The following is a 25398-nucleotide window of genomic DNA, read 5'->3' as shown; positions in this document are numbered from 1 at the left end:
AAGGACCGATCCGATCATGCTTGAACTGTTCCATTTCAAAAAAGACATCCCGTTCATGAGCTACGGGAAGCTCACGACGACCATTTCGCTCGTGACTTTCCTGCTCGCGGTGTTCTTCCTGGTGACGCGTGGCCTCAATCTGTCGATCGAGTTCACCGGCGGTACGGTGCTCGAACTGCGCTACCCGACGGTGGCCAATGTCGAGTCGGTGCGCCATACGGTCGAGGCGATGAACCTTGGGGGCCAGCATAAGGAAGTCCAGGTCCAGGCGCTGGGCAATACCCGCGAAGTGATGGTGCGGCTGCCCACCGTGCGGGGGATGAGCAGTGCCGACCTGTCGAACAAGGTCTACGCCGAGCTGGTGGCCAAGGCCGGCGAGCCGGCCGAGTGCCTTGCCGTGCGGCAGGCCAATCAGGCCGTGACCGATCCTTCGCTGGTCAAGCCCTTGCCGGAAAACCGCTGCGTCGAATTGCGCAAGGTCGATTTCGTCGGCCCCTCGGTCGGTGACGAACTGGTCGAGCACGGTCTGACTGCGCTGCTGCTGACCGTGCTGTTCATCATCGTCTACCTGGCTTTCCGCTTCGAATGGCGCTTCGCCCTGTCGGCCATCATCGCCAACCTGCACGACGTGGTGATCATCCTGGGCTTCTTCGCCTTCTTCCGCTGGGAGTTCAACCTGGCGGTGCTGGCCGGGGTGCTGGCAGTGCTCGGTTACTCGGTCAACGAATCGGTGGTGGTGTTCGACCGGATCCGCGAGAACTTCCGCAAAGGCGCGATGCGCGGCCGCAGCGTGCCCGAGATCATCGACAACGCCATTACCACCACGATGAGCCGGACCATCATCACCCACACCTCGACCGAGATGATGGTGCTGGCCATGCTGCTGTTCGGCGGTCCGGCGCTGCATAACTTTGCGCTGGCGCTGACCATCGGCATCGTGTTCGGCATCTACTCCTCGGTGCTGGTGGCCAGTCCGCTGCTGCTGCTGTTCGGCCTTACCCGCGAAAGCATGGTCAAGCCGATCAAGAACAAGGAGGAAGCCGTCGTCTGAGCGGCCTGGCCGTCCTGACCATTCCCCGTGCGGCCGGCCTTGTGCCGGCCGCAGTCATAAGGAGACCCCGTGGATTTCTCCCTGCTCGACCTGTTCTTCCATCTCGACCGCCTGCTGGCCCAACTGGCCAGCGACTATGGTGTCTGGCTCTATCCCTTGCTGTTTGCGGTGATCTTCTGTGAGACCGGGCTGGTGGTGATGCCTTTCCTGCCCGGCGATTCGCTGCTGTTTGTCGCGGGGGCGCTGGCTGCACAGCCTGGCAACGAACTCAATGTCCATCTGCTGGCCCTGTTGTTGCTGATCGCGGCGATCAGCGGCGACGCGCTCAATTATCTGATCGGGCGCCGGATCGGCATGCGGCTGTTTGCCAATCCTCAGTCGCGCATCTTCCGGCGTGAATACCTTGACCGTACCCATGCCTTTTACGAGCGCCATGGCGGCAAGACCATCGTGTTCGCTCGTTTCGTTCCCATCGTGCGCACTTTCGCCCCATTTGTGGCTGGGGTAGGGGAGATGCAGTATTCAAGATTTTTTGCTTACAACGTAATTGGGGCCTTGGCTTGGGTTGTCGGATTTCTTTATGCCGGCTATCTGTTCGGCAATCTGCCGCTGGTGCGTGACAATCTTTCCAAGCTGATTCTGCTGATTATCGTGCTGTCGATCCTGCCCGGCGTGATCGAGATCTGGCGCCAGCGACGGAGAGCGGCATGAGCGAGGCGTTCTACACCGATAAGCAGGCAGTACGGCGCTCGTTCGACCGGGCTGCCCGCAGTTACGACGGCGCGGCTGTGCTGCAACGCGAAGTGGCCGAGCGGATGCTGGACCGGCTGCAATGGGTCAAGCTGGCACCACGCCATATCCTCGACGCCGGCTGCGGCACCGGTTATGCCGGACCGCGTCTGCGCCAGCGCTATGAAGGTGCCCGGCTGCTCGAACTCGATCTGGCCCCGGCGATGCTGGCGGTGGCACGCGAGCGGGTGGGGCTGCTGGGACGCTGGTTCGGCCGGGCGCCCTGGCAGGTGTGCGGCGATATCGAGGCGCTGCCGCTGGCCAGCGGTTCGCTCGATCTGGTGTGGTCAAGCTTGGCGCTGCAATGGGTCAATGAGCCCGATGCGGCGTTCCGCGAATTCCATCGGGTTCTGCGACCCGAAGGTCTGCTGATGTTCAGCACGTTTGGCCCCGATACGCTACAGGAGCTGCGTGCCGCGTTTGCCGGCGTCGATAACCATACCCACGTCAACCGCTTTATCGATATGCACGATCTGGGCGATGCGCTCAGCCGCGCTGGCTTTGCCTCACCGGTGATGGATATGGAAAAGATCGTGCTGACCTATGAAGACATGCGCGCCGTGATGAGCGACCTCAAAGCCCTGGGTGCCCATAACGTGACCCTGGGCCGGCGCACCGGCCTGATGGGCAAGTCGGCCTGGAGCCGGGCGATGGCCACTTATGAGCAGTTGCGCCGCGACGGCCGGCTGCCGGCAAGCTATGAGGTGGTGTACGGCCATGCCTGGAAGCCGACGCCCGTCGAGCGGCGCGACGATGGTCGCCAGGTGATCCAGTTCCAGCCCAAGAGGACCGATCGGTGAGCGGACACGGTTTTTTCATGACCGGGACCGACACATCGGTCGGCAAGACCGTGGCAACGGTCGCCCTGTTGCGCAGTGCCGCCCGGCTCGGGCTGCGGGCAGTCGGGATGAAGCCGGTGGCCTCGGGCTGCGAACGGCTGGCCGACGGCTCGCTCTACAACGAGGATGTGGCCGCCCATCGTGCCGCCAGCGTGGCGGCACCGGCGCACTGGACCAATCCTTACGCCTTCGAACTGCCGCTGTCGCCCCATCTGGCGGCCCGGGCGGCCGGGGTGACGGTCGAGCCGGCGCGGCTGGTCGAGGCGTATGATGGCTTGCGTAGTCAGACCGATCTGGTGCTGGTCGAAGGAGCGGGCGGCTGGCTGGCACCGCTCGATGAAACGCGCAGTATGGCCGATCTGGCCCGTTTGCTCGATCTGCCGGTGATCCTGGTGGTTGGCCTGCGACTCGGCTGTCTCAACCACGCCCGTTTGAGTGCGGCCGCGATCGAGGCAGCCGGTTGTCGTTTCGCCGGCTGGATCGGCAACCGGATCGACCCGGCAATGGCCGCTGCCGAGGAAAATATCGACTATCTGACACGCTGCTTACCCGGACCTTGCCTTGGGGTGTTGCCCTATTTCCACAGCCCAGAGCAAAAACTCGAACCGCTGTTCGAGCAAAGACTCGATATTGCACTAAAATCCATTATTAATTAATGATTTAAAGACGATTTTCAAAGTTTTCCCTTCAGTTGAATTTTTCCTGTTCGGTCTGATACCATTCGCTGCGACAAATCGCCGCAAACCGGTTCTGGGCTACTTTCAGGGCTATTTGACGAGCGACCACTAACGACGCCGGTAACAATTCGGCGCAGAGGGAAACGGCGCAGGTTGGCAACGCACCTGCGTATCGTGAAGGGGACACTATGAAAAGAAGCGCACAGCAATACCTTGCTGCGCTCTCGCTCGTCGCGAGCAGCGCCTGTCTCGCCGATTACAAGACCAATCTACAACCACCCGTCACGCAAATCGCCCGCGATATCTACGGGTTGCACGATTACCTGCTGTTTGTCTGCGCCATTATCTTTATCGTGGTGTTCGGCCTGATGTTCTATTCGATTTTCAAACATCGAAAATCGGTCGGACATAAAGCTGCCAACTTTCATGAGAGCACGACGGTCGAGCTGGTCTGGACCATCATTCCGTTGCTGATCCTGATCGCCATGGCCTGGCCTGCCACCCGGATGGTGCTGGAGCAGAAAGACACGCGCGGCGCCGATATCACCATCAAAGTGACCGGCTACCAATGGCAGTGGGGCTACGACTACCTTGGTGAAGGCATCGGTTTCTACAGCCGCCTGGCCACCCCGCAGACTCAATATGAGAACTACGGCATCCCGGCCGAGCAGCGCGAGAAGAAGAATCCCGACTATCTGCTCGAAGTCGACAAGCGCATGGTGGTACCGGTCAACAAGAAGATCCGGGTGCTGCTGACTGCCAACGACGTGATCCACTCCTGGGGCGTACCCGCCTTTGGCGTCAAGCAGGACGCCATTCCCGGCTTTATTCGCGATACCTGGTTCCGTGCCGAGAAGGAAGGCATCTATCGCGGCCAGTGTGTCGAGCTGTGCGGCAAGGACCATGGCTTTATGCCCATCGTGGTCGAGGTGGTAAGCCAGGAGAAATATGCCGCCTGGGTCGAACAGAAAAAGAAGGAAGCGGCCGCCAATCAGGACGACCCGACCAAGCAATGGACGCTGGCCGATCTGATGAAGCGCGGCGAGGCCGTCTACAAGGCCAACTGCGTGGCTTGCCACGGTGCCGAGGGCAAGGGTATCCCGGGCAATTTCCCGGCACTCGACGGCTCCAAGATGGCGATCGAAGCCGGCCAACTGCCAGCCCATATCGATATGGTGCTCAATGGCAGCAAGAAGAATCCGGCCATGCAGGCCTGGGGCAAGCAGCTCAACGACACCGAAATCGCGGCCGTCGTCACCTATGAGCGCAATGCCTGGGGCAACAAGACCGGACAACTGGTCCAGCCGGCGCAGATCAAGGCCGCCCGGACGGCCAAATAAGCAGGTGAGGAGCTGACATGACCACTATCCATACTCCCGAGCACGCCGAGCAGCCGGCTCACGGCGGGCACGACGACCATCATCATCACGCGCCCACCGGCCTGGGCCGCTGGCTGACCGCCACCAACCACAAAGACATCGGCACCCTCTATATGTGGTTTGCCTTTGTGATGTTCATCTCGGGCGGGGTGCTGGCGCTGTGTATCCGGCTTGAACTGTTCAGCCCGGGCCTGCAATTCTTCCGGCCTGATCTGTTCAACCAGTTCACCACGCTGCACGGTCTGATCATGGTGTTCGGCGCCATCATGCCGGCCTTCACGGGTCTGGCCAACTGGATGATCCCGCTGATGATCGGCGCACCCGATATGGCGTTTGCCCGGATGAACAACTGGTCGTTCTGGCTGCTGCCGCCGGCAGCCCTGCTGCTGCTGATCTCGTTCGCCGTGCCGGGCGGGGCGGCTGCGGCAGGCTGGACGCTCTACGCGCCGCTGTCGACCCAGATGGGGATGGGGATGGACCTGACCATCTTCGCCATCCATATCATGGGTATCTCGTCCATCATGGGCGCGATCAATATCATCACCACGATTCTCAATATGCGTGCGCCCGGCATGACCCTGATGCGCATGCCGATGTTTGTCTGGACGTCGCTGATCACCGCCTACCTGCTGATCGCCGTGATGCCGGTGCTCGCCGGGGCCGTGACGATGGTGCTGACCGACCGCCATTTCGGCACCAACTTCTTCAATGCCGAAGGCGGTGGCGACCCGGTGCTGTACCAGCATATCTTCTGGTTCTTCGGCCACCCCGAGGTCTATATCATGGCCTTGCCCGCCTTCGGCGTGGTGAGTCAGGTGATCCCGACCTTCTCGCGCAAGCCGCTGTTCGGCTACCACTCGATGGTGTATGCCACCAGCTCGATCGCCATCCTGTCCTTTATGGTGTGGGCCCACCATATGTTCTCGGTCGGCATGCCGGCCACCGCCCAGCTGTTCTTCATGTACGCCACGGCGCTGATTGCGGTGCCGACCGGGGTCAAGGTGTTCAACTGGATTGCCACCATGTGGCGCGGCGCGATGAGTTTCGAGACGCCGATGCTGTTCGCGGTCGGCTTTGTCTGCCTGTTTACCGTGGGTGGCCTGTCGGGCGTGATCCTGTCGATTGCCGCCGTCGATATCCAGCTCCACGATACCTACTATGTGGTGGCCCATTTCCACTATGTGCTGGTGGCGGGCGCGCTGTTCTCGCTGTTTGCCGCCGCCTACTACTGGCTGCCCAAGTGGACCGGTTATATGTACGACGAGAAGATGGGTAAATTCCACTTCTGGTGGTCGATGATCTGGTTCAACGTCACCTTCTTCCCGATGCACTTCCTCGGCCTGGCCGGGATGCCCCGGCGGATTCCCGACTACGCCGTCCAGTTCACCGAGTTCAATACCATTGCCTCGATCGGTGCCTTCTGCTTCGGCCTTGGTCAACTGATCTTCCTCTACAACGTGATCCGCACGATCCGGGGCGGCACGGGCCCGGCGCCGCAGCGGCCGTGGGAAGGCGGCAATACGCTCGAATGGGAAGTGCCGTCGCCCGCGCCGTTCCATACCTGGGAAACCCCGCCGCCCAAAGCCCTGGTCGATGAACTGTCGGCCCAGCAGAAGCTGCACTGAGCGGAGCTTGCGATGGATGCCAATACCCGCCGCAGCAACCGCCGTCTTGGCCTGATCCTGGGATCGATCGCCCTGGCATTCTTTGTCGGGGTGATGATCCGGCTTGGCCTGTTCGGTGGCTGATATGGATATGCGCAGCGACAACCGCCGTACCCTGCACAAGCTGGTGGTGATCGCCTTATTGATGTTCGGCTTCGGTTTTGCCCTGGTGCCGTTCTACAAGAAGATCTGCGAAGTCACCGGCATCAATAACCTGCTCAAGGCCGACAGCGTCGGCAATACCCAGGTGGTGAGCAACCGCACCCTCACCATCGAGTTCGACGCCAATGTGCGTGGTGGCCTGCCCTGGCGCTTCACGCCCGAGCGGACCCGGATGCAGGTGCATCCGGGCCAATTGGTGCAGGTCTACTACGACATCGAAAACCTGGCGCCGCGCAGCGTGGTGGGCCAGGCGATCCCGAGCTATGCCCCGGGGCTCGCCGGCGCCTACTTCAACAAGCTCGACTGCTTCTGCTTCAGCCAGCAGACCTTCAAGGCCGGCGAGACGCGGCGGATGCCGGTGGTGTTCGTGATCGACCCGAAGCTGCCGGCCGACGTCAATACCGTCACCCTGTCCTACAGCTTCTTTGAAGTGGCCGGTACGGCCCCGAAAACCCCGGCGGAGCGTTCCTCATGAGCGAGCGGCACGGTGTACGAGGCATCTTGCAGGCCATCGGCGCCGTGCTGTCGGCTTTCAGCGGTATTCGTCGCGGTAAGGATTCCCAGTCTGATCTGAGCCGGCTGCGGCCCTATCAGATCATTATCGCAGGGCTGCTGTGCGCAGCCCTGCTGATCGGCGGTCTGCTGACCTTGGTGCGCAGCATCGTCAATTGACGGAAACAGAACACAAGAAAGAGAAGGGAGTAGACCATCATGGCAACGCATATGGCGACTGATCAACCCGACTACTTCGTGCCCGAGCCATCGAAATGGCCGCTGGTGGGGGCGTTTGCGCTGTTCTTCATTGGCCTCGGGGCTGCGCTCAGCATCAACCAGGTCGGCCTGGGCTACGGTGCCCTGGCGCTGGGGGTGGCCATCCTGCTCTATATGCTGTTCGGCTGGTTTGGCGATGTGATCCGCGAATCGCAGAAGGGCGTCTATTCCAAGCGGGTCGATATTTCGTTCCGTTGGGGGATGGGCTGGTTCATCTTCTCGGAAGTGATGTTCTTCGGCGCCTTCTTCGGCACGCTGTTCTATGTGCGGATGATTTCGGTGCCCGAACTTGGTGACATGACCCACAAGCTGCTGTGGCAGGACTTCATCCCGAGCTGGCCGCTGCGCGTGGCACCCGGTGAAGTCGAGCCCTATCAGGCCATGGGTGCCTGGGGCTTACCGGCCATCAACACCATCATCCTGCTGACCTCGGGCGCCACCCTGACCTGGGCGCACTGGGGGCTGGTCAAGAATCTGCGCAAGCATCTGGTGCTGGGCCTGACCGTCACGGTGGCGCTGGGCTTTCTGTTCCTGGGCCTGCAGATGTATGAATACCACCACGCCATCGACGAGATGAATCTGACGCTCGCCTCAGGCGTCTATGGCGCCACCTTCTACATGATGACTGGCTTTCACGGCCTCCATGTGATGATCGGCGCCATCATGCTGACCGTGATGCTGCTGCGCTCGGCGCGTGGCCATTTCAATGCCGACCACCATTTCGCCTTCGAAGCTGCCGCCTGGTACTGGCACTTTGTGGACGTGGTGTGGCTGATTCTGTTCGTCTTCGTCTACTGGCTCTAATCGCCGTTGCAGTCTTAATAAAAAAACCGGCAAAATGCTCGCAAGAAGCATTGCCGGTTTTAAAAATAATAAAAACAAAACTGCCGTTCTTTAATGAAGGCCGTGCGGTTGGATCCACCCCAGCCAGTAAGCCAGCATCAGCAACAGGAACAGACCGATCGACAGCGCCACACGCAGGGTCAGCGCCCGTACCACCCGGTCGCTGGCGCCGCGATGCCGGATCAGCGCCAGCATGGCGCTGCCGAGGGCGGCAAGGATGGCGATGATAAGGATCAGGACCAGAAGTTTCATAAGCGACGGCGTTCGCGAAAAAAACCCAGTCTAGCCGAGCCGTCCCCGCCTCGTCACCGTCCGTATGCCCTTCCAACGACCCCGTCTGATTCCGTGTTTGCTGACCCTGCTGCTGGTGGCGGTCACGCTGCGGCTTGGCTGGTGGCAGCTCGAACGCGGCCGCAGCAAGGCGGCCGCGCAGCAGCAGCGCGACGCCCGTCTGGCACTGCCGCCGCAGCCCTGGCGCGGCGAATTGGGCGAGCTGGCCTGGGATCGGCGCTTTGTGGTGACCGGCCGCTGGCAGCCCGAGGGCGCCATTCTGCTGGCCAATCGGGTGCAGCGTGGCCGGCCAGGCTTTCATGCGCTGGCCCCGCTCAGGCTCGACGACGGGCGCCTGTTGCTGGTCAACCGTGGCTGGCTGCTCTGGTCGGCCCAGCCGCCGGCGCAGTCGCTGCCGACAGCGCCGGTACGGCTCACGGTGCGGCTGACGGCGCCTGAGCAACGCTATATCGAACTGGGGCCGGATACGGCCGGCCCCGTCTGGCAGAACCTCGACTGGCGCCGTTATGGCGAACTGGTCAGGACCACCCCCGTGGCCGCGCTGGCCTACCAGCTCGACGGCCACGACAGTCTGGTCCGCGAGTGGCCCGAGCCCGGCTCGGGGGTCGACAAACATTACAGCTATGCCGGCCAATGGTTTCTGTTCGCCGGTCTGGCCATCGTGCTGTTCGGAGTGATGCATTGGAAGCGCAAGCCCAACTGAAGCCGCCGGTCCAGCCCGGCCGCAACCGTCTGACCCTGATCGCCCTGATCGCGGTCGCCCTGGCACCGGTGGTGCTGTCCTATCTGGCCTACTACGTCTGGAAACCTTCTGGCGGCCGCAGCTATGGCCAGCTGCTCGAAGTCCGGCCGCTGCCCGATTTCCCGCTGGCGAGCCTGGACGGCAAACCGGCCAGGCTCGATGAATTCCGCCGCAAATGGCTGCTGGTGATGGTCGACGATGCCGCCTGCGGCAAGGACTGCATGGACGCCCTGTTCGCGCTGCGCCAATACCGTCTGTCCCAAGGCAAGGAAATGCATCGGATCGAGCGGCTATGGCTGGTGACGGGCGAGGGCCAGCCGTCCGCGGCGGCGCTGCGGCAGGCCGATGGTGCGGCGATCCGCCGCGCACTGGCCCCGGTGCCGTTGCCCGGTGAACTCCAGCGCGGCATCTATCTGATCGATCCGCTTGGCAACCAGGTGGTCCGTTATCCGCGCGACGCCGAAACCGGGCGGGTGATCAAGGAATTGGTCCGTTTCCTGAAGAACAACGAATCGTTGGGTTAGCCGTGTTCAAGAAACTTACCCTGCTTGCCTTGCTGTGGACCTTCGGTCTGATCGTCCTGGGCGCTTATGTACGACTGTCCGACGCCGGACTTGGCTGTCCCGACTGGCCCGGCTGCTATGGCAAGCCGACACCCTTGCATGCGATCGAGGAGATCAGCGCCGCCCATGCCGAGGCGCCGCATGGCAATGTCAGCATGGCCAAGGCGTGGAAGGAAATGGTCCATCGCTACGCCGCCAGCCTGCTGGGCCTGCTGCTGATCGGTCTGGCGGTCCTCGCGGTGGTGTGGCGCCGCCGCCTGGATCAGTCGCCGGCATTGCCGCTGGGTCTGGTGGTGGTGGTCTGCATCCAGGGGGCGCTGGGGGCGCTCACGGTCACCATGTTGCTCAAGCCGGCCATCGTCACCAGCCATCTGATCGGCGGTCTGACCACGCTGGGACTGCTGGTCTGGCTGGCGATGCGCCAGCAGCGCTGGCCGTCGCCGGGCCGTGCTGCCGCTGCGCTGCGGCCGTGGGCCTTGCTCGGACTGGCGGTGGTGTCGTGCCAGATCATTCTGGGCGGCTGGGTCAGCACCAACTACGCCGCGGCAGTCTGTAGCGATTTTCCGACCTGCCAGGGGGCGTGGCTGCCGCAGATGGATTTCCGTGATGCCTTCCATCTGGTGCGCGAACTTGGGCAGACACCCGATGGCCAGCTGCTCAGCATGGCCAATCTGACGGCGATTCACTGGCTGCACCGGGTCGGGGCGCTGCTGACTTTCTGTTATCTGAGCTGGTTGAGCTGGCGCCTGTGGCGGGCCCGTCTGCTGCCCGGCTTGACCCTGCTGCTGATGGGGGCCCTGCTGCTGCAACTGCTGCTTGGGGTGGCCAATGTGCTGCTGCAACTGCCGCTGGGACTGGCGGTGGCCCATAACGCCGGTGCCGCGCTGCTGCTGTGCGTGGCGGTGGCCCTCAATTACCGTCTGGCTCAGACCTGACGCGAGCGATATCCGAGGAGGCTTTATGACGACCGTCACCACCCTGGCCAAACCGCCAGCGGGCCTGAATGCCCGGCTGCGCGAATTCCTGGCCCTGGCCAAGCCGCGCGTGGTCGCGCTGATCGTGTTCTGTGCCGTGATCGGCATGTTCCTGGCAACGCCAGCGCTGCCTGATGCGGTGACGGTGGCCGCCGCCACGCTCGGTATTGCCTTGGTGGCGGGCGCGGCTGCCGCGATCAACTGTCTGGTGGAGCAGAAGATCGATGCCCTGATGGCCCGCACCCGCGCCCGGCCGCTGCCGCGCGGGCAGGTGACCTCGGGACAGACGCTGGGGTTTGCACTGGTGGTGGGCGGCGCCGGGCTGGCCTTGCTCTACTGGCAGGTCAATGCGCTGACCATGTGGCTGACGCTGGCGACCTTTGTCGGCTACGCAATTATCTATACCGTGGTGCTCAAGCCCGCCACCCCGCAGAACATCGTGATCGGCGGCGCTTCAGGCGCGATGCCGCCTATCCTGGGCTGGGCCGCCGTCACCGGTGAGGTCAGCCACGATGCGATGCTGCTGTTTCTGATCATCTTCGCCTGGACTCCGCCGCATTTCTGGGCACTGGCGCTCTACCGCAAGGCCGATTACGCCCGGGCTGGTCTGCCGATGTTGCCGGTCACCCATGGCGACGCGTTCACCCGGCTCCATGTGCTGTTCTATACGCTGATCCTGTGTGCCATCACCTTGCTGCCGGCTGCCACCTCGATGGCCGGGGCGATCTATCTGGTGGCGGCCTTGCTGCTCGATGCGGTTTTCCTGGGCTATGCCTGGCGGCTGTGGCGGCAGTACAGTGACGAGCTGGCGCGTCGTGCCTTCCGCTATTCGATTCTTTATCTGTCGCTGCTGTTTGCAGCGCTTCTGGTTGACCACTATGTCCGTATTCCTCTGGCCTAGGCGCAGCCTGGGCACCCTGTTTCTTGCCCTGATGCTGGCCGCCTGCGGTGACAACGGCCAGGTGTCGGGCAGCTCCGGCGCGGCTCCCACGCCTTTCCAATCGACCGATATCACCGGGGCGCCGATTGGCAGCGATCCCGCTCAAGGCAGTGCATCGTCGCCTTTCCTGACCCTGACCGACCACCACGGCAAGCCGCGTTCGCTGGCGGATTTCCGCGGCAAGGTCGTGGTGCTGTTCTTTGGCTATACCCACTGTCCCGATGTCTGCCCGACCACCATGTCGGAGCTGGCCAGTGCGATGAAGCAGCTTGGCCCGCAGGCGCGCGAGGTTCAGGTGTTGTTTGTCAGCGTTGACCCCGAGCGCGATCCGCCTGAGCTGCTGGCACGCTATGTGCCGGCCTTCGACCCGAGTTTCATCGGTCTGACCGGCAGCCCGGCCGAGGTGAAGTCGGTGGCCGATCGCTTCAAGATCGTCTATCAGAAGGTCAACGGTAGCGATGAGAAAAATTACACGGTCGATCACAGCGCCGGCAGCTATATTTTCGACAAGACCGGCAAACTGCGGCTTTTCGTCAGCTATGGTGCGGGAGCCAAGGTATTCGCGCACGATATCGGGCTGCTACTGAAAAGCTAGCCCATCCCCGGATCAAGCCTAGACTGCGGAGCGCGACGAGAACTGTGGCAGACACCAACGATCAACAGGCGATCGCCCTGATTCCCGAAGGCGTGGATGTCAGCGCCTATCTGTTACGTACCCCGCTCGAAATCGGCTATGTGCTGCGTACCATGGCGCAGAAGTCGGAGCTGTTCACCGTCTACTTCGACCACGGCCACAATTCGATGCTGACCACCTTGCTCGATGCCGACAGCAAGGCGATGCGCTTCTGGTTCGATGTCAGCAGCAGCGATGCCATCAACCGTTCGCTGCTGCGAGCCGACCGGGTGGTATTCGCCGCAGCACCCGAAGGTGTCAAGGTGCAGTTCGTTCTCGACGGCAATATCGAATTCGACGAGTTTGAAGGCCAGAAAGCCTTCGTGGCCGATTTCCCGGCCGATATGATCAAGCTGCAACGGCGCGAATTCTTCCGCCTCGAAACCCCGGTCGGCAAGCCGCTGGTCTGCAAGCTGCCCCACCCAAGCGGCCGCGCGCTCGATCTGACCCTGCACGATATCTCGATTGGCGGCATTGGCCTGTGGTATCCGGGCAATGCCCCCAATGTCGAGATCCTCGATATCTTCCACAACTGCCAGATTGATCTGGCCACCTTCGGCCTGATCAGCGTCTCGCTCGAAATCCGCGCCAAGCGCCGCGTCACCCAACGCAACGGCTCCACCCTCACCATGCTGGGCTGCCGCTTCGTCAATCTGCCCCGCCAGACCGAAAACATCCTGCAACGCTATATGGCGCAACTGGAGCGTGAACGGCATCAGTTGCTGCGTAAGTAGATCTTGGTTTGTAAAAAATCTGCAATATGCATACAAGATGTATGGCAGAAAATGAGCAATTTTTAAAAAATAACGTCCAAGATCTTTCCCCGGCTTCTCTGTTCCCCACTGCCTGGCGCATTTCCGCTTAAACCGGAGCTGCCGCCAAGCCTGCTTGATTGTGACGTGCCTGGGCGTTGCGGTCCGGACACGCTGACGCCGAATGGGCTGGCAATGCTCTGACGGCACCCTACCGATTGGTCGATTCGGATACCGGGGTGCTCGATGAGGCGAGGTAGCAGAGCCGGCCTCTCGATTTGATCGTCTCTGCGCTTGGCTCGGATTTGACCGGCCACCTCAGCCTGACTCGCGGAGGTGGTGTGATGCACTGCGGTCTCCAGCGGTCCGGAAGAGGACAGTGGAGACCCTGGTGGCTTATGCGTTTTGGGTCTGGAGGATGGCGGCCTGGACGCTGAGTTGAGCGCTGTCTTCACGATCTCCGGGCCCGATGCCATGTTGGTTGAAGTCCGCTTCAGCGGGCTGCGCGTAGCCGTTGCAGCGTGGCGGTGGGGGTAGGGTGGGCAAGCCGCAGCTTCAATTCCCGCTTCATTCGACCATTTCGCAGGCGGCGCGATTCGCGCATAAAGGACCATAGCGCCGGATCGACCGCCTGTTGTGCCGCTTCGCGCGGCAGGCGGGGTGGATGCGGCAATCCGGCGGCATCGGCGACCTGGTCGAACCACTCGCCCATTTTCCAGCGGCTGTCATCGACGATATTGAACGCCCGGCCACCGCGGCCACGGAACAGGGCAAGGCAGGCCGCCCGGGCCAGATCGTCGGCGTGGATATGGTTGCTGTAACCGTCATCGGCCTCGATCAGCGCCGGCGTTCCGGCGCGCAGACGGGCCAAGGGCAGTCTTTCCTCGGCATAGATCCCGGGCGCGCGCAGCAGCGCGACGCGGCAGCGGTGACGGCGGCCGAACTGGCGCAAACGCTGTTCAGCGGCCACGCGGCGCAGGGCTCGGGGGGATTCGGGGCGAAGTGGGGCGCTTTCGTCGATCCAGGCGCCGGCACTGTTACCGTAGACGCCTGTGGTACTGATATAGACGAGTGTGCGTGGTAGAATCGCGCCGCGCGCCAGCGCCGCCAGCAGGCGGCGGGTACGCGGGTCGTCATTGCCGCTTGCGGCAGGCGGAGCGCTGTGGATCACCCGATGAGCCAGCCCGGCAAGACGCCTGAGACTGGTGGCTCGATCGAGGTCGCCTTGCAGCGGGATCGCACCGAGACTGCGCAGAATCGCCGCCTGTTCAGCCGAGCGCGCAAGCGCATAGACCCGAAACCGGCGGCATAGCCAGGGCAGCGCCCGACGCATCACGTCGCCGCACCCCACGATCAATAGTCTTTGCATGGCGCGATTCTAGTTCGGCCGCGCCGTTTATCGCCAGCAGCAGGAAATTCCGCATGTCCAAGCTCACCATCGAACCGAGCCATCAGGAAATCGCCGTCGAAGCCGGTGAAACCTTGCTCGACGCCGCCTTGCGCGCCGGTTTCAATATGCCCTACGGCTGCCGCAACGGCGCCTGTGGCGCTTGCAAAGGCAAGGTGCTGGAAGGCTCGGTCAAGCATCGCGAGCATTCGACCTCCGCGCTCAATATGACCGAAATGGCTTCGGGCCTGGCCCTGTTCTGCTGCGCCGAACCCGAAGGCGATGTCACCATCGAATGCCGTGAAATCACCGCGACCAAGGATATCCAGATCCGCACCATGCCCTGCCGGGTCGAGAAGATCGACCGGGTATCGCACGATGTGGCGGTCCTGTCGCTCAAGCTGCCGACCAATGAGCGGCTGCATTTCCTGGCTGGCCAATATATCGATATCCATACCAAGGACGGCAAGAAGCGCAGTTTCTCGCTGGCCAACCCGCCGCATCAGGAGGATTTCCTGCAACTGCATGTCCGGCTGGTGCCGGGTGGGGCGTTTTCCGAATACGTCTACCACCAGATGCGCGAGCGCGAGATCCTGCGCTTCACCGGCCCGCTGGGTTCGTTTTTCCTGCGCGAAGACAGCGATAAGCCGATCATCTTCCTGGCCAGCGGCACGGGTTTTGCGCCGATCAAGAGCATCGTCGAGCATGCACTGAAGAAGGGTATCCAGCGCGAGATGGTGCTGTACTGGGGCTGCCGCAGCCTGGGCGATCTGTATATGCCGCAGTTGCCGTCGCAGTGGCAGCAGGAGAATCCGAACTTCACCTTTATCCCGGTGCTGTCCGAACCCAAGCCCGAAGACCAGTGGCAAGGCCGCACCGGTCTGGTACACGAAGCCGTGCTGCATGACTTTGCCGACCTGTCGGGCTACGAGGTCTACGCCTGCGGCGCCCCGGTGATGGTCGAAGCCGCCCACGGCACCTTCACCGGCCGTGGCCTGCCCAGCGAAGCCTTCTATTCCGACGCCTTCTTCACCTCGAAGGATGTCGGCAAGGCCTAGGTAAGAAAATTGCTGTAGGGGGTGGCAAGACAAGCAGATGCTTGTATAATCCCGCACCTTCGCCGGTGTAGCTCAGTCGGTAGAGCAGCTGCCTTGTAATCAGCAGGTCGTCCGTTCGATTCGGATCGCCGGCACCAAGAATCAATGACCTAGCCCGCCTTCTGGCGGGCTTTGTTTTGTCTGTACCGGAAGTCTGTCATCGCGGTGCACTCAAGCAGAGGGTCGGCTGACAGGCGGGCATGGCGCTGTACCCTCTCAATCGACGCTCATTCCGCCAACTTCGGCAAGCCCGGTAATGGCTTCCTTGCCTGTACAAGTCAGGGCGCTTTTGACGAGAGGTGAGGCGGAGCGGGAGCGCTTATTCAACCGCTCCAACCTCATCCCTCCACAGTCCTCGTTGCTATATCTGCCTCCTCAATCAAGCGCCTTCACCTGTTTGGCAATTTCGGCCGCGCTGGGCAGGCTGCGCCAACGCAGGGTCGGGATCCCGGCTTCGCGCAGGCAGGCGTCGCGTTCGGCATCCTTGTCGAGCTTATGGTCGTGGCTGCTGTCGTCGAGTTCGATCACCGCAACGATCGAAAAGTCGCTGCGGCAAATCACATAGTCGGCGACCTTCTGCCGTACCCGGGCAAACAGGGCGAAACGCTCCTTGGCCGTGCCGCCCTTGGCTTGCACCATCTGACTGAAAGCCACCTGGGCCAGAATCACATACTGACCCGCCAGCGCTTCCTGAATTCGCCAGTACATCTTCTGTTCGCGCGCCGTCAGCAAAGGGCGCTGGGTCAGGAACGGTTCGCGTCGCTGCGCCATATACCGCAGCAGCAATACGGCGCTGCCCAGCAGCAGCAATACCAGCACGATGCCCAGCCAGCTTGATTTGAGTCGGGCAATCCAACTGTCCTGAACAACCGGGGCGGGTTCTGTGGAGATCGAAGTCTTGCAGGGCAGGGCGCGCGAGGCCGCGGGCGGAGACGTGGGGGAGACGAGGGTGGTGAGAGGGGTCAGCGAGTGCTCGGCCAGAGCGGGAGCGGGGGCCAGCACCAGGCTGAGCGATAACAGGATGGCAGTCGGCATAGGAAATCATTGACGCCAGCGTTCCGAACCGGGCGCCGGCGTTGTTATATAAAAGTCTTGTTATTGTACTTTATGGATATACGGTGCAACTAGTCTTGCAGACGGTTGGCTGGATATTTGATTTATGTCGCCAGGGGGCCAGTGGGTCGAACTTAGGCAAAGCCCATGTCGTAGGCCATCTTGGCAATCAGCGCGCTGACCAGCAGGACGAACAGAATCCGCACCAGCCGCGCCCCACCCTGCATGGCGAGCCGGGCGCCGACCAGGCTGCCGACGATATTGGCGGCGGCCATCGGCACGGCAAAGCCGTACAGCACCTGGCCGGTCGGAATAAAGAAGGCCAGCGCCGCGCAGTTGGTAGCGACATTGACTACCTTGGCAGCGGCCGAGGCGCGCAGGAAGTCAAAGCCGAAGCAGCGGATAAACAGAAAGATCAAGAAGCTGCCGGTGCCCGGCCCGAAAAAGCCGTCATAGAAGCCGATCGCGCCGCCGATCAGCAAAGCGATGACCAGCTCGCGCCGGCCCAGCGTGCTTGGACGGTGCAGAGCGCCGAAATCCTTCTTCCACAGCGTATAGCCCAGCATCAGCAGTAAAAGAATCAGCACCAGCGGCCGCATCGCATCCTTGGGGATATGGCTGACAACCGAGGCGCCCAGAAAGGAGAAGACGAAGGCGGTAGCCGCGGCCGGCAGCACCAGCTTCCAGGCCATATCGATCTGGCGGCCGTAGCGCCAGGCGGCAACCACGGTGCCGAACAGCGAAGAGAACTTATTGGTGCCAAACAGCGTGGCCGGCGCGTGCTGGGGCAGGGTGGCGAACAGGCCGGGAAGCTGGATCAGTCCGCCACCGCCGACGGCGGCATCGATCAGGCCGGCAGTGAAGGCGATGCCGATCAGGGAAAGCAGGTCGAGTGTCATGGCGCTTGCAATGAAAAACGCCTCCCGAGGGGGAGGCGTCGATATCCCAGGCGGGCAAGTTTACCGTAGCGCAAGAATATATCCGACTTGACGCGAAACTTCCGCGTAAACCTGGTCGCGCGGCAACTTTTCCGGATGGTTCATGCACTCGAATTCCAACCGGTGAACCAGACCCAGAATCAGGGCAGCGTCTACATCGGCGCTTTCCGGATCGGGGGCGAGCGGTCGGATCAAGGCTGCGATGCTGGCCGTCATGGCATCGCGGTAGGCGACGACCTTCTGTCGTAGTTCGGGCTCAAGTCGGTAGAGGTAGAGGAAGTTGACTTCCACTGCCACACCGATTGAGTGTTCGACAGCCATGAAGACGATGAAATCGGTCAGCCGGTTTGCGAGTTCGTCGCGAATGGCGATCCGGTTTTCCATCCTGCTGAGCGTATCGGGCAGGATGCCGCCAACGTAGTCGGCGATTTCCAGCAGCATCCGACTGTTGTCGGATTGGGCGCGCTCGGCAAAGTAATCGAACGCCTGGCCAATGAGGTCGTTCAGGTTCTTAAAGAAATAGGTAGTGAGCGATAGCGGCACATTGGCCTGGGCCGCGATGGCCCGGTGTGTGACGCTATGGAGGCCGCGCTTGGCTATCACGACCAGGGTGGCGTCCAGAATGGCTTGGCGGGAGCGCTCTCCTTTGGGCCGAATCTTGCGACGCCGGGGTTCCACCACCTCTTCAACAGGCTCGATCATCACTGCTTCTGAAACCACTTTCTTATCTACCTTCTTGTTTGTCCGTGTGTTTTTTCTAAGTTATTAGAAAATCAAGGGTAACTTTCACACAGACTCGGGTCAACAACCAGTTTGTTACCCATCCCTCCTCCGTGATCGCGGCGCTTCTGTTATCCGATAAGGACTTGAAACGCGTTGTCACAGCCGTCATCTTACGCCAAGCAAAGCGCCGTGCCACCCTGTTATAATGGACAGCTTTGAACGTGTGAAACCAGCGCGCGACCCTCGGTCCGCCTCTTTGACGCAGGAGTTCCATCATGCCGATCTACGAATATCATTGCTCGGCCTGCGGCCATCGTGCCGATGTATTGCAGAAGATCTCCGACGCTCCACTGACCAACTGCCCGCATTGCCACGCCGAAGCGTTCAGCAAGCAGTTGTCGGCCGCGGGCTTCCAGCTCAAGGGTTCGGGCTGGTATGCCACCGATTTCAAAGGCGGCTCGAGCAGCAGCCCTGCACCGACCGAGAGCAAGTCCGAAGCCCCGGCCCACGCCTGTGGCACCGGCGGCTGCGGTAGCTGCGCCTGAAGACGAGCCGCTTGATGCTCCTGATCCGACGTTATTTTGTTACCGGCCTGCTGATCTGGGTGCCGCTGGGCATCACCCTGTGGGTGATCAGCACCCTGGTCGGGGCCATGGATAGTCTGCTCAACCTGCTGCCGCAAGGCAGCAGGCCGATCGATCTGATCGGCTTTCATATTCCTGGCCTTGGCGTGATCCTGGTGGTGGCCACGGTGCTCAGCACCGGCCTGTTTGCCGCCAATATCCTGGGTCAGCGCCTGTTGCGCTTCTGGGAAGACCTGCTGCACCGCATCCCGGTGGTGAAATCGATCTACGGCAGCGTCAAGCAGGTTTCCGATACGGTACTGTCCGATTCAGGCCAGGCGTTCCGTAAAGCGCTGCTGGTGCGCTATCCGCATCCCGATTCCTGGACCGTCGCCTTCCTCACCGGTAACCCGGCCCCTGAGCTGGCACGCCATCTCGACGGCGAATATGTCTCGGTCTACGTACCGACCACGCCCAACCCCACTTCCGGCTATTTCATCGTGGTGCCGCGCGCGAGCACGGTGGAGTTGGACATGAGCGTCGATGAAGCGCTCAAATATGTGATCTCCATGGGGGTCGTCGCCCCCGGGCCCCGGCCGGCAGCCATCGCCGCAGCCGCTGCGGCAGCCAGCAAGAACGACCGAAATCAGATGGGCTAAGCCGCCACCCGGCTTAGCCCAACCCGTTTTTTCCTTCCGATTTCCACTGAATAACGCCATCCCAACGAGGGACATTCGCAATGCGTACCGATTACTGCGGCTTGATCGACAAGCGCTATCTCTCCCAGACCGTCACCGTGCAAGGCTGGGCCCATCGTCGTCGTGACCACGGCGGCGTGATCTTCATCGACCTGCGCGACCGCGAAGGTCTGCTTCAGGTGGTGGTCGATAACGACACCAAGGACGCCTTTGCCATCGCCGATTCGGTCCGCAGCGAATATGTGCTGCAAATCACCGGCATCGTGCGTGCCCGTCCCGAAGGCACGGTCAACGCCGATCTGCGCTCGGGCGAGATCGAGCTGCTGGCCAAGGAAATCGTGGTGCTGAACGCCTCGGCCACCCCGCCGTTCCAGATGGACGACGACAACCTGTCGGAAACCACCCGTCTGCAACACCGCGTGCTCGATCTGCGTCGTCCGCAGATGCAAAAGAACCTGATGCTGCGCTACAAGGTGGCGCTGCTGACCCGAAACTTCCTCGACAGCCGTGGTTTCATCGATATCGAGACCCCGATGCTGACCCGTTCGACCCCCGAAGGCGCCCGCGACTATCTGGTGCCGAGCCGGGTGCACGACGGCCACTTCTTCGCCCTGCCGCAGTCGCCCCAGCTGTTCAAGCAGCTTCTGATGGTGGCCGGCTTCGACCGCTACTACCAGATTACCAAGTGCTTCCGCGACGAGGACCTGCGCGCCGATCGTCAGCCCGAATTCACCCAGATCGATATCGAGACCTCCTTCCTCGGCGAAGAAGAGATCATGAATATCATGGAAGACATGGCGCTCCACGTCTTCAAGGAAGCGATCGGCGTCGATCTCGGCAAATTCCCGCGCATGAGCTACGACGAGGCGATGTTCCGCTACGGTTCCGATAAGCCCGATCTGCGCGTCAAGCTCGAATTCACCGAACTCACCGATGTGATGAAGGATGTGCCCTTCAAGGTGTTCTCGGGCGCGGCCAATATGGCCGATGGCCGGGTGGTCGGTCTGCGCGTGCCGGGCGGTGCCAGCCTCAGCCGTTCGGAAATCGATGCCTATACCCAATTCGTGGCGATCTACGGCGCCAAGGGTCTGGCCTATATCAAGGTCAACGATGTCAGCCAGATCAACGAAGAAGGTCTGCAATCGCCGATCGTCAAGAACCTGACCGAAGCGGCACTGAAGGCCGTGATCGAGCGTACCGGTGCCCAGAACGGCGACCTGATCTTCTTCGGCGCCGACCGCGCCAAGGTGGTCAACGACGCCATCGGTGCACTGCGCATCAAGATCGGCCATGAGAAGGGCCATGCCGAAGGCCAGTGGAAGCCGCTGTGGGTGGTCGACTTCCCGATGTTCGAATACGACGATGAAGGCAAGCGCTGGGTCGCCTGCCACCATCCGTTCACCAGTCCCAAGGTCGAGCATATCGAGCTGCTCAAGACCGATCCGGGCAAGTGCCGCGCACGCGCCTACGATATGGTGCTGAACGGGGTGGAAATCGGTGGTGGTTCGGTACGTATCCACCGCGCCGATATGCAGTCGACCGTGTTCGATGCACTGGGCATTTCGCCCGAAGAAGCCCAGAACAAGTTCGGCTTCCTGCTGGAAAACCTCCAGTACGGCGCACCGCCCCACGGCGGCCTGGCCTTCGGTCTCGACCGTCTGGTGATGCTGATGACCGGTGCCGAGTCGATCCGCGACGTGATCGCCTTCCCCAAGACCCAGCGTGCCCAGTGCATGCTGACCCAGGCACCGAACCTGGTGGACGAGCGCCAGTTGCGCGAACTCCATATCAAGCTGCGCAACCCGATCAAGGTCGATTGATCGTCTGTGCTGTCTGACTCAACGGGACGCTGCGGCGTCCCGTTGTCGTTTCATGGGGTCGATTCTGTGCCTCGGGGAGAGGAGGAGTAACACGGCGTTGCGGCCAATGCTCTCCAGGATGATAGGGTTTTGGCACTTTTATATGATTTCCTTTTATTTCCAGATTTGTTATTGACACCAACTATGCTGGAAATATTCATTTCCTCCAACTAAGGAATAACGCTCACGTAGAGCATCAATACCGTCCCATCCGGCAGACGCTGTAGCGCCGGGTCCTTGATATAGCTTCCCTCACTGCTGTGGCTGCTTTCCCAGCGCAGCCGCGTCCCGCTCTCGGCCGTGAAGCTGACGCCGTCGCTGGTCAGGAACGAGCGGATGTCACGATTGGCAAGCTGAAAGCCGTAGTAGCGCCACTGGCTGCCCGCCGTCAGCTCGTTCGATAGCACATAGGGCTTGCCATCGGCCGTGACCGAGGCCATGCCTTGCTTGGTGAAGGTCTTGCCGTCGCTTGAGACGGCGTGATCGCCTTCGAGCACATACATATGCCAGGTATTGCCGATCAGCGCGGTGGTCGAGTCACGAATATCGCGGCTGCTGTCTTCATAAGCGATGCCGCCCTGGGTCCAGTGGATGCCGTCGGGACTGTCGGCATAGAAGATGCGGATTCGCCGTGCATCGGCCGTGGTGCCGTGGAGGTTGCCGGTGTAGTACATCCGATAGCCACCACCGGCCAGTTTGACCACATCGGGATCGACAAAATTGAATACCGTTTCGGCGCCGATACGCTTGAGGTATTTGAAGGCCCAGGTCCGGCCCCAATCGTCCGACACCATCACCGCATTGGTGTTTTGCAGACGCCCCACGGTCCAGCCGGTATAGAAGGCAAACAATCGGCCTTCGTCGTCGAGCAGCAGATCGGGCACATTGGCCTGATCCGACAGCACCACGCCATCGCGCACAAAGCTGACGCCGCCATCGCTCGAGCGGGCCGACAACAGGCGCTTATCCCATGGTCCCTCGCCCTCGATCACCACCTTGCCTAGCGGCGGGGTGAAGTCGGAGGCGACCGCCAGCCGGCGCAAGCGGCTGCCGCTGTTTCCGTTGAACGTTGCCTGGCGGCCGGCAAACTGTATCTGCAAACTGCGCCGGCTATCGCGCAGCGACAGGCCATCGAAGCGCTCGCTGGTTTCCGCCCCAAGAAACACATCGTGCTCAAAGCGCCCATCCTTGGGCGTCAGACTCAGCACCAGCCCGATGCGACCGTTGCCGCTGGCCAGATTCATCACCAGCTGATAGCCGCCGTCCGTGGTCTGCCACAGCCCATCGACGATATGGCCTTGCTGGGCAAATAGCTGACGGCCGCTAAAGGCCGCACCGGCCAGCGTGCCCGACAACTGACTCTCGCTCAGCACGGCTTCGAGCGTCAGGCCGGGTTCGACCAGGTTCGCAAGTCGCAGTCCATTGCTGGTGGTGCTGCCAAGCCAGATACTGGCACTGGTCAGATCGGTGCTCAGTTGCAGGCCATACACCGTGCTCTCGCCCACCGGTTGGGCCAGCAGCCAGTAGCGTTCATTGGCATCACGCCAGATGCCGCTGAGCGCGGCGTGGGCGGTGGCATAGCAAGTCAGCAGGCAAAACGCGAACAGACGCAGCAGGCGGAACATGGCGGGCTCCGGACGGTAGGGGTGTTATCTGGATAGCTTTTTTCCCGAAACGCTGCCAGCCTCAATGGCTCATGCTCTAATTCTGGTTCGCTCTGACCCTGCCGCTTGGGGGCGCAGGGAGAGAACGGAGCACTGGATGGCTGTTATTAAAATAATGAGAAAAATATCTGCAAGGACCAGTTTGGTATTCATAAGAAAATAAATTTCTCAGGCTGAATGCTCAGTTTGCTTCTCATGGCGATGCCAGTTTTATCCACTGCCTTGCCACAGATCGGGAAAGGAAAACGATGTCGATCCAACGCTTGCTCTGTGCGACCGGTGTGCTGCTGCGGCTGACGCTGGCCGGTCTGGCGGCTGCCCTGGTCGGGGCGGCCGATGCGGACAATACCTGGGTGCGGGTACTGAAGAACCATACCGTGGTCGAGGTCGAACGCGACGGCCGCTACAGCGCCGATCGGATGCTGGCGCTCAAACTGGTCAGCGAGGAAGGAACGCGGCGGCTTGGCCAGATGGCCATGAACTACAACCCCGACCTCAACGAACTCGAAGTGCTGGAAGCCTGGGTGGAAAAGCCCGATGGCCGCCGCGTCGATGTCGATCTGAAAACCGGGCTATTCGACCGCTCGCAGAACTCCGGCCTGCTGGCGCCGATGCTGACCCAGGATCGCTTCAAGCTGCTGGTCTATCCCGATCTGCAAGTCGGTGACATCCTCCACCGCCGCACCCGCCAACGGGTCCATACCCCGCTGTTCCCGGGCCAATTCAGTGAACTCGATACCTACAGCCGCGATGTGCTGGTGGATGACTACCGCTATGAACTGCGCGCGCCCAAGGATTGGCCGCTCAATATCGAGGTGGAGGCCATGGAAGCCGAGCCGGTGCGCGAACAGGGCAATCAGCGCATCCACGTCTGGCGCTACCGCAACCAGACCCGTATCGCCCAGGAGGCCGGCGAGCTGTCGCCGCTGCTGAGCGGGCCGCGTCTGCTGATATCGAGCTTCCGCGACTACGCCGACCTGGCCACCGCCTTTCACAAGCGCTCGGCCGACAAGAGCCGGATTACCCCGGAAATCCAGAAACTGGCCGACGAAGTCACCCAAGGCATCAGCGACCGGCGCCAGCAGGCGTTCAAGCTCTATGAATGGGTCAGCCGCAATATCCGCTATGTGGCGATCTATGTCGGCGCAGGCGGTGTGGTGCCGATGAGCGCCGAACAGGTGCTGAGCCAGCGCTACGGCGATTGCAAGGGCCATGTGGTGCTGCTGGAGGCACTGCTTGCCGCCAAGGGCATTGCCAGCACCGGGGCGCTGGTCGATGGTTCAGGGCGGCTGTATCGGCTGCCCAAGGTGGCTTTCCTGAGCTTTGATCACATCATCACCTATATCCCCGAGTTCGATCTGTGGCTCGATTCGACCGCGACCTTCGTCCCCTACGGCACGCTGCCGCTGACTGAAACCGGTAAGCCGGCCCTGCTGGTCAATAGCGGCGAGATCAAGCGCATTCCCCATCGCGGGCCGCTTGGCAGTGCCGTCAGCCGTGATGCCGAAATCGTGCTCCAGCGCGATGGCAACGCCGCTATCTCGGTCCGCTTCACTGTGGCAGGACCGAGCGCCCAGGGCCTGCGCAGCGGTTTTGCCACCATCCAGCCCCGAACCCGGCAGGATTTCACCGGCGACTGGATGAACCGCTCCGGCCTCAACGGCAGCGGCCAACTGGTCGATCTGGGCGACCCCTACCGGCTCGACCGCGACTTCAGCTATGCCTTGCGCGGCCAGGTGCTCGAACTGGCGCCGGTGCCGGGCCCCTACGGCTTTGCACTGCCCAATCTCGACGCGCCGCTGACCATCCGCAACTGGGTTGGCGGCTACCTCAAGGACCTCGGGCCACGGCGTACCGAATACGTTTGCAGCAATGAAAAGGTCTCCGAGCGCACCGTGCTGCGACTGCCGCGTAGCAGCCACATCCAGTTCCTGCCGCGCGATGTGCGCCTGCAATCGGGGCCTTACCGCTATCTGGCCAGCTATCGGCGCGATGGCAATAAAGTGACGGTGCGGCGCGAATTTGTGGCCGACTATCCCGAGCCGATCTGCCCGGCCGATGAATGGAATCGCCACGCCGATTTCTTCCGTGGCATCGCCCGTGATCTACGGGCACAGGTGATCTATCGCTAGCGAAGTCGAGGGAAATATCCCGGCCATGGAGGTGCTCGCTGGAAGGCGGATTTCTGGCTGAATGCTCGGTTATCCGCCTCGTAGACTAGCCTCGGTGAGCGAGGAGGCGGGAGCTGGATCGGAATGGTCGCCAAGCCTGGTGGAGCGCTGTATGCCTGCGCTTTGAGGGCTGGA

At 61.7% G+C, this 25398-nt stretch carries 27 protein-coding genes and 1 tRNA gene; 22 read left to right on the top strand and 6 right to left on the bottom strand.

All coding sequences use genetic code 11. The annotated features are described in order from the left end of the window. Positions 1 to 16 precede the first annotated feature (16 nt). From secF to ACFOW7_RS08995, 10 genes are all read left to right on the top strand, one after another. Positions 17 to 1051, top strand: coding sequence for a protein translocase subunit SecF (gene secF / locus ACFOW7_RS09040; protein ID WP_378163314.1), 1035 nt, complete (start codon positions 17 to 19; stop codon positions 1049 to 1051). A 69-nt stretch (positions 1052 to 1120) separates the two neighbouring features. After that, the gene (locus ACFOW7_RS09035; protein WP_378163312.1) at positions 1121 to 1762 is read left to right on the top strand and encodes a DedA family protein; all 642 of its coding nucleotides are present in this window, start codon (positions 1121 to 1123) and stop codon (positions 1760 to 1762) included. Beyond that, entirely contained in the window at positions 1759 to 2640 is an 882-nt protein-coding gene (bioC, locus tag ACFOW7_RS09030; protein ID WP_378163310.1) for a malonyl-ACP O-methyltransferase BioC, read from the top strand. The genes ACFOW7_RS09035 and bioC overlap by 4 nt, the downstream gene beginning before the upstream one ends. 17 nt (positions 2641 to 2657) lie before the next feature. Beyond that, positions 2658 to 3335 carry a dethiobiotin synthase gene (gene bioD, locus ACFOW7_RS09025; protein ID WP_378163307.1) on the top strand — a complete coding sequence of 226 codons (678 nt, stop codon included), beginning with the start codon at positions 2658 to 2660 and terminating at the stop codon, positions 3333 to 3335. Between the two features lie 209 nt (positions 3336 to 3544). Continuing rightward, a complete protein-coding gene (coxB, locus tag ACFOW7_RS09020) occupies positions 3545 to 4696 on the top strand; it encodes a cytochrome c oxidase subunit II (RefSeq protein ID WP_378163304.1) in 1152 nt (383 codons plus the stop codon). 17 nt (positions 4697 to 4713) lie between these two features. Next, positions 4714 to 6360, top strand: a complete 1647-nt coding sequence (gene ctaD, locus ACFOW7_RS09015) for a cytochrome c oxidase subunit I (RefSeq protein WP_378163301.1) — start codon at positions 4714 to 4716, stop codon at positions 6358 to 6360. Positions 6361 to 6372: 12 nt separating this feature from the next. Then, the gene (locus ACFOW7_RS09010) at positions 6373 to 6483 is read left to right on the top strand and encodes a cytochrome oxidase small assembly protein (protein WP_378163299.1); all 111 of its coding nucleotides are present in this window, start codon (positions 6373 to 6375) and stop codon (positions 6481 to 6483) included. 1 nt (position 6484) lies between these two features. Beyond that, entirely contained in the window at positions 6485 to 7036 is a 552-nt protein-coding gene (locus ACFOW7_RS09005; protein WP_378163297.1) for a cytochrome c oxidase assembly protein, read from the top strand. Continuing rightward, positions 7033 to 7233, top strand: coding sequence for a DUF2970 domain-containing protein (locus ACFOW7_RS09000; protein WP_378163295.1), 201 nt, complete (start codon positions 7033 to 7035; stop codon positions 7231 to 7233). Before ACFOW7_RS09005 ends, ACFOW7_RS09000 begins: the two co-directional genes overlap by 4 nt. A 39-nt stretch (positions 7234 to 7272) precedes the next feature. Next, positions 7273 to 8136, top strand: a complete 864-nt coding sequence (locus ACFOW7_RS08995; RefSeq protein ID WP_378163293.1) for a cytochrome c oxidase subunit 3 — start codon at positions 7273 to 7275, stop codon at positions 8134 to 8136. 90 nt (positions 8137 to 8226) lie between these two features. On the opposite strand, the gene ACFOW7_RS08990 is transcribed toward ACFOW7_RS08995, so the two are convergent. Next, on the bottom strand, positions 8227 to 8427 hold the full coding sequence (locus ACFOW7_RS08990; protein ID WP_378163291.1) for a twin transmembrane helix small protein: 201 nt from the start codon (positions 8425 to 8427) through the stop codon (positions 8227 to 8229). Between the two features lie 64 nt (positions 8428 to 8491). Between ACFOW7_RS08990 and ACFOW7_RS08985 the strand changes: the two genes are divergently transcribed. From ACFOW7_RS08985 to ACFOW7_RS08960, 6 genes are read left to right on the top strand one after another with little or no spacing between them, the layout of a single operon-like run. Continuing rightward, positions 8492 to 9169, top strand: coding sequence for an SURF1 family protein (locus ACFOW7_RS08985; protein ID WP_378163289.1), 678 nt, complete (start codon positions 8492 to 8494; stop codon positions 9167 to 9169). Next, positions 9148 to 9732, top strand: a complete 585-nt coding sequence (locus tag ACFOW7_RS08980; protein ID WP_378163287.1) for a hypothetical protein — start codon at positions 9148 to 9150, stop codon at positions 9730 to 9732. Before ACFOW7_RS08985 ends, ACFOW7_RS08980 begins: the two co-directional genes overlap by 22 nt. A gap of 2 nt (positions 9733 to 9734) precedes the next feature. After that, the gene (locus ACFOW7_RS08975) at positions 9735 to 10706 is read left to right on the top strand and encodes a COX15/CtaA family protein (protein WP_378163285.1); all 972 of its coding nucleotides are present in this window, start codon (positions 9735 to 9737) and stop codon (positions 10704 to 10706) included. A gap of 25 nt (positions 10707 to 10731) precedes the next feature. Beyond that, a complete protein-coding gene (gene cyoE, locus ACFOW7_RS08970) occupies positions 10732 to 11646 on the top strand; it encodes a heme o synthase (RefSeq protein WP_378163282.1) in 915 nt (304 codons plus the stop codon). Continuing rightward, positions 11624 to 12280: an SCO family protein gene (locus tag ACFOW7_RS08965; RefSeq protein WP_378163280.1), complete on the top strand. Its 657-nt coding sequence runs from the start codon at positions 11624 to 11626 to the stop codon at positions 12278 to 12280. Before cyoE ends, ACFOW7_RS08965 begins: the two co-directional genes overlap by 23 nt. 44 nt (positions 12281 to 12324) lie before the next feature. Continuing rightward, positions 12325 to 13092 carry a flagellar brake protein gene (locus ACFOW7_RS08960; RefSeq protein WP_378163278.1) on the top strand — a complete coding sequence of 256 codons (768 nt, stop codon included), beginning with the start codon at positions 12325 to 12327 and terminating at the stop codon, positions 13090 to 13092. A gap of 511 nt (positions 13093 to 13603) precedes the next feature. On the opposite strand, the gene ACFOW7_RS08955 is transcribed toward ACFOW7_RS08960, so the two are convergent. Further along, a complete protein-coding gene (locus ACFOW7_RS08955; protein WP_378163276.1) occupies positions 13604 to 14479 on the bottom strand; it encodes an NAD-dependent epimerase/dehydratase family protein in 876 nt (291 codons plus the stop codon). A gap of 53 nt (positions 14480 to 14532) precedes the next feature. On the opposite strand from ACFOW7_RS08955, the gene ACFOW7_RS08950 reads away from it, so the two are divergent. After that, positions 14533 to 15555, top strand: a complete 1023-nt coding sequence (locus ACFOW7_RS08950; protein WP_378163274.1) for a CDP-6-deoxy-delta-3,4-glucoseen reductase — start codon at positions 14533 to 14535, stop codon at positions 15553 to 15555. 61 nt (positions 15556 to 15616) lie between these two features. After that, a tRNA-Thr gene (locus ACFOW7_RS08945) sits at positions 15617 to 15692 on the top strand. 277 nt (positions 15693 to 15969) lie between these two features. On the opposite strand, the gene ACFOW7_RS08940 is transcribed toward ACFOW7_RS08945, so the two are convergent. The 3 genes from ACFOW7_RS08940 to ACFOW7_RS08930 all read right to left on the bottom strand — a co-directional run bounded on the left by ACFOW7_RS08940 (position 15970) and on the right by ACFOW7_RS08930 (position 18287). Further along, complete coding sequence (locus ACFOW7_RS08940; protein WP_378163272.1) at positions 15970 to 16629, bottom strand: DUF2726 domain-containing protein; 660 nt, start codon at positions 16627 to 16629, stop codon at positions 15970 to 15972. A gap of 152 nt (positions 16630 to 16781) precedes the next feature. Next, positions 16782 to 17546 carry a sulfite exporter TauE/SafE family protein gene (locus tag ACFOW7_RS08935; protein ID WP_378163270.1) on the bottom strand — a complete coding sequence of 255 codons (765 nt, stop codon included), beginning with the start codon at positions 17544 to 17546 and terminating at the stop codon, positions 16782 to 16784. 60 nt (positions 17547 to 17606) lie between these two features. Then, positions 17607 to 18287, bottom strand: a complete 681-nt coding sequence (locus tag ACFOW7_RS08930; RefSeq protein ID WP_378163268.1) for a TetR/AcrR family transcriptional regulator — start codon at positions 18285 to 18287, stop codon at positions 17607 to 17609. A gap of 296 nt (positions 18288 to 18583) precedes the next feature. Between ACFOW7_RS08930 and ACFOW7_RS08925 the strand changes: the two genes are divergently transcribed. The 3 genes from ACFOW7_RS08925 (at position 18584) to aspS (ending at position 21389) form a co-directional block, all read left to right on the top strand. Beyond that, a complete protein-coding gene (locus ACFOW7_RS08925) occupies positions 18584 to 18853 on the top strand; it encodes an FmdB family zinc ribbon protein (RefSeq protein WP_378163266.1) in 270 nt (89 codons plus the stop codon). A gap of 14 nt (positions 18854 to 18867) precedes the next feature. Further along, positions 18868 to 19530, top strand: coding sequence for a DUF502 domain-containing protein (locus ACFOW7_RS08920; RefSeq protein ID WP_378163264.1), 663 nt, complete (start codon positions 18868 to 18870; stop codon positions 19528 to 19530). 80 nt (positions 19531 to 19610) lie between these two features. Further along, on the top strand, positions 19611 to 21389 hold the full coding sequence (aspS, locus tag ACFOW7_RS08915; protein ID WP_378163262.1) for an aspartate--tRNA ligase: 1779 nt from the start codon (positions 19611 to 19613) through the stop codon (positions 21387 to 21389). Between the two features lie 209 nt (positions 21390 to 21598). On the opposite strand, the gene ACFOW7_RS08910 is transcribed toward aspS, so the two are convergent. Then, positions 21599 to 23053: an exo-alpha-sialidase gene (locus ACFOW7_RS08910; RefSeq protein WP_378163260.1), complete on the bottom strand. Its 1455-nt coding sequence runs from the start codon at positions 23051 to 23053 to the stop codon at positions 21599 to 21601. A 287-nt stretch (positions 23054 to 23340) separates the two neighbouring features. On the opposite strand from ACFOW7_RS08910, the gene ACFOW7_RS08905 reads away from it, so the two are divergent. Next, positions 23341 to 25224, top strand: a complete 1884-nt coding sequence (locus tag ACFOW7_RS08905) for a DUF3857 domain-containing transglutaminase family protein (RefSeq protein ID WP_378163258.1) — start codon at positions 23341 to 23343, stop codon at positions 25222 to 25224. Positions 25225 to 25398: the final 174 nt, after the last annotated feature.

It is taken from the genome of Chitinimonas lacunae (genome assembly GCF_042650885.1).
Taxonomy (GTDB): Bacteria; Pseudomonadota; Gammaproteobacteria; order Burkholderiales; family Chitinimonadaceae; genus Chitinimonas_A; species Chitinimonas_A lacunae.
This window is presented reverse-complemented; position numbering and strand designations above follow the sequence as displayed.